The organism is Hyphomonas pacifica (genome assembly GCF_000682675.1).
Taxonomy (GTDB): Bacteria; Pseudomonadota; Alphaproteobacteria; order Caulobacterales; family Hyphomonadaceae; genus Hyphomonas; species Hyphomonas pacifica.
This window is the reverse complement of sequence record NZ_AWFA01000034.1, coordinates 162,140-169,219: the sequence shown is the minus strand read 5'-3', so window position 1 is coordinate 169,219 and position 7,080 is coordinate 162,140. Positions and strand designations below refer to the sequence as shown.

General features: G+C 58.9%; 5 protein-coding genes. 4 read left to right on the top strand and 1 reads right to left on the bottom strand.

Going from position 1 to position 7,080, the window contains the following annotated elements; translation table 11 throughout:
• Positions 1-10 precede the first annotated feature (10 nt).
• Complete coding sequence (gene carA / locus HY2_RS11645; RefSeq protein WP_034827755.1) at positions 11-1,192, bottom strand: glutamine-hydrolyzing carbamoyl-phosphate synthase small subunit; 1,182 nt, start codon at positions 1,190-1,192, stop codon at positions 11-13.
• Positions 1,193-1,350: 158 nt separating this feature from the next.
• On the opposite strand from carA, the gene HY2_RS11640 reads away from it, so the two are divergent.
• The 4 genes from HY2_RS11640 to rpoD all read left to right on the top strand — a co-directional run bounded on the left by HY2_RS11640 (position 1,351) and on the right by rpoD (position 7,074).
• Entirely contained in the window at positions 1,351-1,833 is a 483-nt protein-coding gene (locus tag HY2_RS11640; RefSeq protein WP_034827820.1) for a GatB/YqeY domain-containing protein, read from the top strand.
• A gap of 76 nt (positions 1,834-1,909) precedes the next feature.
• The gene (locus HY2_RS11635; RefSeq protein ID WP_034827753.1) at positions 1,910-2,683 is read left to right on the top strand and encodes a PRC-barrel domain-containing protein; all 774 of its coding nucleotides are present in this window, start codon (positions 1,910-1,912) and stop codon (positions 2,681-2,683) included.
• A gap of 123 nt (positions 2,684-2,806) precedes the next feature.
• Positions 2,807-4,708, top strand: coding sequence for a DNA primase (dnaG, locus tag HY2_RS11630; protein WP_064773906.1), 1,902 nt, complete (start codon positions 2,807-2,809; stop codon positions 4,706-4,708).
• 413 nt (positions 4,709-5,121) lie between these two features.
• Positions 5,122-7,074 carry an RNA polymerase sigma factor RpoD gene (gene rpoD, locus HY2_RS11625; RefSeq protein WP_034827751.1) on the top strand — a complete coding sequence of 651 codons (1,953 nt, stop codon included), beginning with the start codon at positions 5,122-5,124 and terminating at the stop codon, positions 7,072-7,074.
• Positions 7,075-7,080: the final 6 nt, after the last annotated feature.

Here is a 7,080-nt window from a genome sequence, read left to right as displayed (position 1 = left end):
GGGGGGGGGGCTATTTCCCGGCCGCTGCCATCAGGTCCGCGAAACGCTGGAACAGGTAGAAGCTGTCCTGCGGTCCGGGGCTGGCTTCCGGGTGGTGCTGCACGGAGATGATCGGGCGATCCTTCACTGCGAGGCCGGAATTGGTGCCGTCGAACAGGGAGCGGTGGCTCTCTTCCACGCCCGCCGGGAGCGTTTTGGGATCGACCGTGAAGCCATGGTTCATGGACACGATCTCCACCTTGCCGGTAGCCAGATCCTTGACCGGATGGTTTGCGCCATGGTGGCCCTGGGCCATTTTCATGGTCTGCGCGCCCAGTGCCAAGGCCAGCAGCTGGTGCCCAAGGCAGATGCCGAGGATTGGTAGACCGCTGTCTATGACTGCGCGGATCATATCGCCGGAGCGCTGGATCGTGGCGGCCGGATCACCTGGGCCATTGGAGAAGACCACGCCATCAGGCTTCAGCGCGAAAATCTCTTCCGCGCTCGCATCACCATTTACGACCGTCGCGCGAATGCCGACCTGAGCCAGATTGCGCAGGATGTTCTTCTTCACGCCGAAATCGACCAATACAACGTGATAGCGGGCGTCTTCCAGTTGGCCGTAGCCATGCTCGATTGTCCACAATTGTTCGGTGTTTTCGAATGAGGCGTCCGTGTCGACCACTGCGGCCAGGTCAGCGGCTTCCAAGCCGTTCCAGCTGCGCGCGGTTTCGATCAAGGCGTCGAGGTCTATATTGCCATCCGGCTTGTTGCAGATGGCGGCTTTCTGCATGCCGTTTTCGCGTATCAGGCGAGTGATCGCGCGGGTATCTACGCCAGAAAGGGCAACAATGCCTCGCTTTGCGAGCCAGGCGTCAAAGCCTTCGCCCGCGCGCCAATTGGAGGCCGCCGTGATGGGCTCACGGAAAATCGTCCCGCGCGCCGCATCTGTTGCAGGCGCTGAAGATTCTTCATGATCTTCATCATTCGCGCCAACATTTCCAATATGCGGGAATGTGAACAGGACAATCTGGGAGGAGTAGGACGGGTCAGTCAGGATTTCCTGGTAGCCGGTAATGGCAGTGTTGAAGCACAGCTCACCGACGCGGACTCCTTCAGCCCCGGCACCTGCGCCGAGGAAAATTGTCCCGTCTGCCAAGGCGATAGCTCCCGTGGCAGTTGTCTTGTCTTGCTTTTTTTGTGTGTCGGACATATTTCGCTTCCCTTCCGGGCCTGTTGTCGGACCTTTAACTCTATCGCCCGACAGTTTGCCCGGTTAATGGGGCCGAGTCCCTTTGGCGTCAAGCGGTGTGCCGCTTCGCTGGTGTGAAAGGCGTATTTAGAATGGGCCGTGAAGACAAATCTTGTAAGATGACACTGAAAACGCAGGTTGCGGAGGCACTGAAAGCCGAGAGCGAAAAGCCTGACAGTTCGGTACGTCTGTCGACGTTGCGTCTGATAGATTGTGCCATCCGTGACCGGGATGTGTGCGCGCGTGGGCGTGGGGATGGCGAAGGCTGCCCGGAGGCGGATGTGCGCAAGGTGCTGGAGACCATGGTGGCTCAGCGAGAAGTGGCAGCACGAGAATATGATGATGCGGGCCGCATCGAAGACGCGATTCGCGAACGCGAGGAGATCGAGGTCATCGAGCAGTTCCTCCCTGTGCCGCTGACCGGCAAGGCGCTGGATCGGGCGGTCGAGGAAGTAGTCGAGGAACTGGGTGCGTCCAAGCTGAAGGATCTGGGCCGCTGCATGAGCGCCCTGAAACAGCGCTATCCGGATATGATCGAATCTGCCGCTGCCGGCAGGGCGATGCGGAAAGCGCTGACCAGCGGGGCAGGTCAAAACAGTTAAATCGCCGAAAGGTTGAGGAACAAAGCAGGCATGGGGTCCGTTAATGGGGTGTTAGTCACTTAGAAAGGACCACCAAATGAAACGGCTTTTGATAACTGCCAGTGCAGCTGCCCTGATGCTCGGTGCCGCTGCGTGTTCCAAGACCGAAACCAATGCGCAGACGGCTGAAGCCCCTGCTACAGAAACCACCCAAACTGCTTCCAACTCCGCTGACGCCATGTATGGCGGCGAAGTGATGGATGCGTCCGCGAATGACGAGATGGGTGCCAAGAAGGACGTTACCCGGATTGCCTATGTTCCGGCCACGGGCGAAATGATGGCGTCTGATCTGATCGACGAAGACGTCTATGATGCCAATGGCGAAGAAATTGGCGAGATCGCAGACATCATGATCTCCGGTGATGATACCCAGCCTACCCTGATTATACGTGATGGCGTTGCCGGCGCTCTTCACCCGGTCACTTTTGACCAGGCAACGATCACTTGGGACGAGGAAAAAGAGCCTATCGCGACACTGACCGTCACTGACGAGACCCTCGATTCAATGCCCGAATTCGAGCAGGAAGGCCTGAACGACTACCGTCTCGCCTCCGAGTTGATGGGCACGAATGCTTCGCTTGCCTTCAATGACAAGGAGGTCCGCATCACGGACTTCATCATGGCCAAGGATGGCACCCTGAAATACGCCGTTGTGGCTGACGGTGTGGTCGACGCCCTGACCTCCGATCGCTATCTGGTGAATCCGGACGTAATCACGATCGCCCAGGGTGACAGTGATGGTGAGATCGTTCTGGACCTCACGTCTGAGGAATATGCCGATGCCCCCGGTATTGAACTGACAGACGACTAATGCCGGAGTGATCCGTCACCGAGAAAGGCCCTGCTGAAGCAGGGCCTTTTTTGTCTGCGTTTGGCTGGGGACAGGTAGCAGTCTCATGTTTCAACAATCAGGGTTAAGCGCTACATTAAGAAAATGTCCTCCGCAGTCCGCATCCCTGATGGCTTTCTTGATGAGTTGAAGGCCCGTATCCGTCCTTCGGATGTGATCGGTCGCAAGGTGAAGCTGACCAAAAAGGGCAAGGAATGGGTCGGCCTGTCGCCCTTCACGAATGAGAAGTCGCCCAGCTTTTACGTCAATGACCAGAAGCGTATCTTCAAATGCTTCTCTTCCGGTATGGGTGGCGATGTCATCAGTTTTGTGATGGAGACCGAACGGCTCTCTTTCATGGAAGCCGTTGAGAAGCTGGCCGAAGAGGCGGGTATGGAGCTGCCCAAAGCAGATCCGCAAGCCGCTGAAGTTTATGACCATCGCAAGCGCCTGCAGGAGGTCTGTGAAGCGGCTGCAGCCTATTATGAGGATCGGCTGCAATCTTCCGAGGGAGCTGCGGCGCGGGAATATCTGGAAGGGCGCGGCCTGAAGCCCATGGCTTGGAAGCGCCACCGGCTGGGCTTTGCCCCGGATGATTGGCACAAGACCGGCGTCCATCTGAAGCAGCTGGGCTTCACCTCGGACGAGATCCTGGAGGCGGGCCTCGCCAAGACCAGTGATCGTGGTGGAGAGCCGTACGATGCGTTCCGTGGGCGTCTCATGTTCCCGATTCCGGACAGCCGGGGAGGCATCATTGCCTTTGGCGGCCGGGGCCTGACGCCGGATGCCAAGCCGAAATATCTGAATTCAGGCGATACACCGCTTTTTCACAAATCGCGCGTGCTCTATCGCTACAAGGCGGCGCGGGAAGCGCTGGGCCATGGCGAGGGCGGCGGCCTGATTGTCTGCGAAGGCTATATGGATGCCATCGCGCTGACGGAGGCGGGCTTTGGCCAAGCGGTCGCGCCGCTTGGGACGGCGCTGACGGAAGACCAGATCAATCTGCTGTGGCGCGCAGGGCCGGAACCGGTGCTGTGTTTTGACGGGGACCGGGCGGGCCTCGGCGCCGCCTATCGCGCGATTGACCGGGCGTTGCCACATGTCGAGCCCGGGCGGTCCCTGTTCTTCGTGCTGCTGCCGGATGGCATGGACCCGGACGATCTGATCCGCGAGCGCGGGCCTGCCGCCATGGGCGAAGCGCTGGATGGCAAGATCGCCCTGTCGGAACTCTTATGGCAGCGCGAGCGGGATGCCGAGCCACTCGACACGCCTGAACGTCAGGCGGGCCTTGAAGCGCGACTGATGGGGGCTGCGGCCCAGATCAAGCATCCCGGCGTGAAGGCGGCCTATGAGCGAGACCTGAAGGCCCGCATGAGGGACCATTTCTGGCAGATCCGCCAGTCCAAGCGCAAAAGTAATTTTACCCCGGGCAAGGGCAGAGGGGGGGATACGGGCTCGGCTGGGCCGGCGGCGGTCGCCCAGGTGCAGGCTGCAGGCCGGACGCGCCCCGGTGTTCTGCTATTGCTGCAGGCCGTGCTGAACCCGTCGATCCTGTCCGGCATGGAAGAGTTGCTGATCGCGGCGGATTTTCGCAACGAGATTTCCAACGGCCTGCGTGACCTGATCGTGGACTTCCTGATCGAGGATCAGGATCTGACCCTGGACGCCGTTCTGCAAAGCCTCGCGCGGCAGGGTCATGAGAAGGAAATTGCGCAGATTGATTTGAAGAACATTTCCAATATTCGCCTGAATGATCCAGCCTATCGCTCGTGGAAGGCGGCGGTCGAAGCCTTCATTCCCGTCGACACGACACCGACGGCGGATGACGAGGTGCGCCGTCTCAAACTGAAACGCCGTCTGGTGGCAGAACGGCGCAAGGCATTCGAAGAGCGTGTGTTGCTGGACCAGCAGGAGAAGGCCATGGGCAAGGCCAATATTGGCGATTTCTGGAAGAAGTTTGAAGAGCAGAACCCCTGGTTTAAGGGGGATGCCTCCGGCAGTTCCTGATTCCTGCGGCTCAAACTCAGGAAAACCTATTGACCGCAGAGGAATCAGTGCCCATTTACAGCAAGCAGGGAACATGCGCGCTGCCAGCTTGCTCAACGACTACCCCGAGACGCCTCAATCGCGGTCAAAGAACCCGAGGCAAGGGATTGGCTTTAAGCCCCCGAGCAAAACACGGCAGCCGGACGTTCAGACGAGTCTGATCCTGACCTGTGGCACGAAAGGTGCTGTAAGTTGGGGTCTGGTGCTGTTGCCATGAGATGGCAGCAGGGCTTTTGACGCGTTACAGAACGATGGGCATACAGCGCCCGCATGAATTTTGAAGGCAGCAGGTACAGTCAGCGAAAGCTACAAGGCAGGCAGTTTTGCGAGGGTATCCGACGGGCGTGGTCGGGAACCTCACGGGAGAGAATTGAATGGCAACAGCCACGAAGAAAAAGAACCTTTCCGGCGATGGCGACGGTGATGACGACAAGGACAATGAAAATGCCTTGGTCGATTTCAACGCCACGGACGTAAAGAAGGTTCTGAAACGCGCTCAGAAGCGCGGCTTCATTACCCACGAAGAGATCAACGCCCTTCTTCCCAATGACGAGATGACCTCAGACCAGATCGAGGACGTTATGTCCCAGATCTCGGAAATGGGCATTGCCGTCGTTGAAAGCGAGGAAGAGGCCGAGGCAGAGGGCAAGGCCCTCACCAAGATCGAGGACAAGAAGGTTGTTGCCAAGAAAGGCAATGCGCGCGGCTCTGACCGCACGGATGACCCGGTCCGCATGTATCTGCGCGAGATGGGCGCCGTCGAGCTGCTCTCCCGCGAGGGCGAGATCGCGATTGCGAAGCGCATCGAGGCCGGCCGGGACGCGATGATCCGCGGCCTGTGCGAGAGCCCGCTTACCTTCGAAGCCATGATGGTGTGGCGCGACGAGCTGGTGAATGAACGCATCCTGCTGCGCGACCTGATTGATCTGGAAGCGACCTATGGCGCGGAAAACCCGCCGCCCGAACCCAAACCCAAGGATGAGGACGACGAGGCCGATGAGGCCAAGGCCGATGGCGAAGAGTCCGAAGACGAGGATGATGAGGACGAGGATGATGCCGCGGCAATGTCCATGTCCGCCATGGAAGCGGAACTGCGCGACGGCGTTCTGGCCAAGCTGAACGAGATTGCCGAGGACTTTTCCAAGTACCGCAAGCTACAGGACAAGCTGGTCAATCGCCGCCTTGAAGGCAAGGACCTGACGCCGAAGGCGCAGGAAGAGTATGACGCACTATCCAACTCCATCGTCGAGAATCTGAAGACGATCCACATCAACAATGCCAGGATCGAGGCGCTGGTCGAACAGCTCTACGCCATCAACAAGAAGCTGATGGGCCTGGAAGGCAAGCTGATGCGCATGGCCGACGCCTATGGCGTGCCGCGCAAGGACTTCTTGGAGAACTATTTTGGCCGCGAGTTGGAGCCGGACTGGACCGGCCGCGTGCAGGCCCTGTCTGCCAAGTGGAAACGGTTCGTTGAAGGCAAGGCAGACGAAGTCAACGGCACGCGTGACGAGATTTCCGAAATCGCGCAAGAGATCGGCATTCCGATCGACGATTTCCGCCGCATCGTGCAGACGGTGCAGAAGGGTGAACGCGAAGCCCGCATCGCGAAGAAGGAAATGGTGGAAGCCAACCTTCGCCTCGTGATCTCCATCGCCAAGAAATACACAAACCGTGGCTTGCAATTCCTGGATCTGATCCAGGAAGGCAATATCGGCCTGATGAAGGCGGTCGATAAATTTGAATACCGCCGTGGTTATAAATTCTCGACCTATGCCACCTGGTGGATTCGTCAGGCCATTACCCGCTCCATCGCGGATCAGGCCCGGACGATCCGTATTCCGGTGCACATGATAGAGACGATTAACAAGATCATCCGCACCCAGCGCCAGATGCTGCACGAGATTGGCCGCGAGCCGACTCCGGAAGAACTGGCCGAGAAGCTGGGCCTGCCGCTGGAGAAGATCCGCAAGGTGCTGAAGATCGCGAAAGAGCCGATCTCTCTGGAGACGCCGATTGGCGACGACGAGGATTCAAACCTTGGCGACTTCATCGAGGACAAGATGGCGCTTCTGCCCGTCGATGCCGCGATCCAGTCGAACCTTCGCGAAACGACGACGCGTGTGCTCGCCTCTCTCACCCCGCGGGAAGAACGCGTGCTGCGCATGCGCTTCGGTATCGGGATGAACACGGACCACACGCTGGAAGAAGTCGGCCAGCAGTTCAGCGTGACACGCGAACGTATCCGCCAGATCGAGGCGAAAGCGCTCCGCAAGCTGAAACATCCAAGCCGCAGCCGGAAGCTGCGTAGCTTCCTGGATACCTGATCCAAT

Coding starts and splice junctions, on each gene's coding strand:
- carA (WP_034827755.1), bottom strand. CDS start 1,192: ATGTCCGACACACAAAAAAAGCAAGACAAGACAACTGCCACGGGAGCT.
- HY2_RS11640 (WP_034827820.1), top strand. CDS start 1,351: ATGACACTGAAAACGCAGGTTGCGGAGGCACTGAAAGCCGAGAGCGAA.
- HY2_RS11635 (WP_034827753.1), top strand. CDS start 1,910: ATGAAACGGCTTTTGATAACTGCCAGTGCAGCTGCCCTGATGCTCGGT.
- dnaG (WP_064773906.1), top strand. CDS start 2,807: ATGTCCTCCGCAGTCCGCATCCCTGATGGCTTTCTTGATGAGTTGAAG.
- rpoD (WP_034827751.1), top strand. CDS start 5,122: ATGGCAACAGCCACGAAGAAAAAGAACCTTTCCGGCGATGGCGACGGT.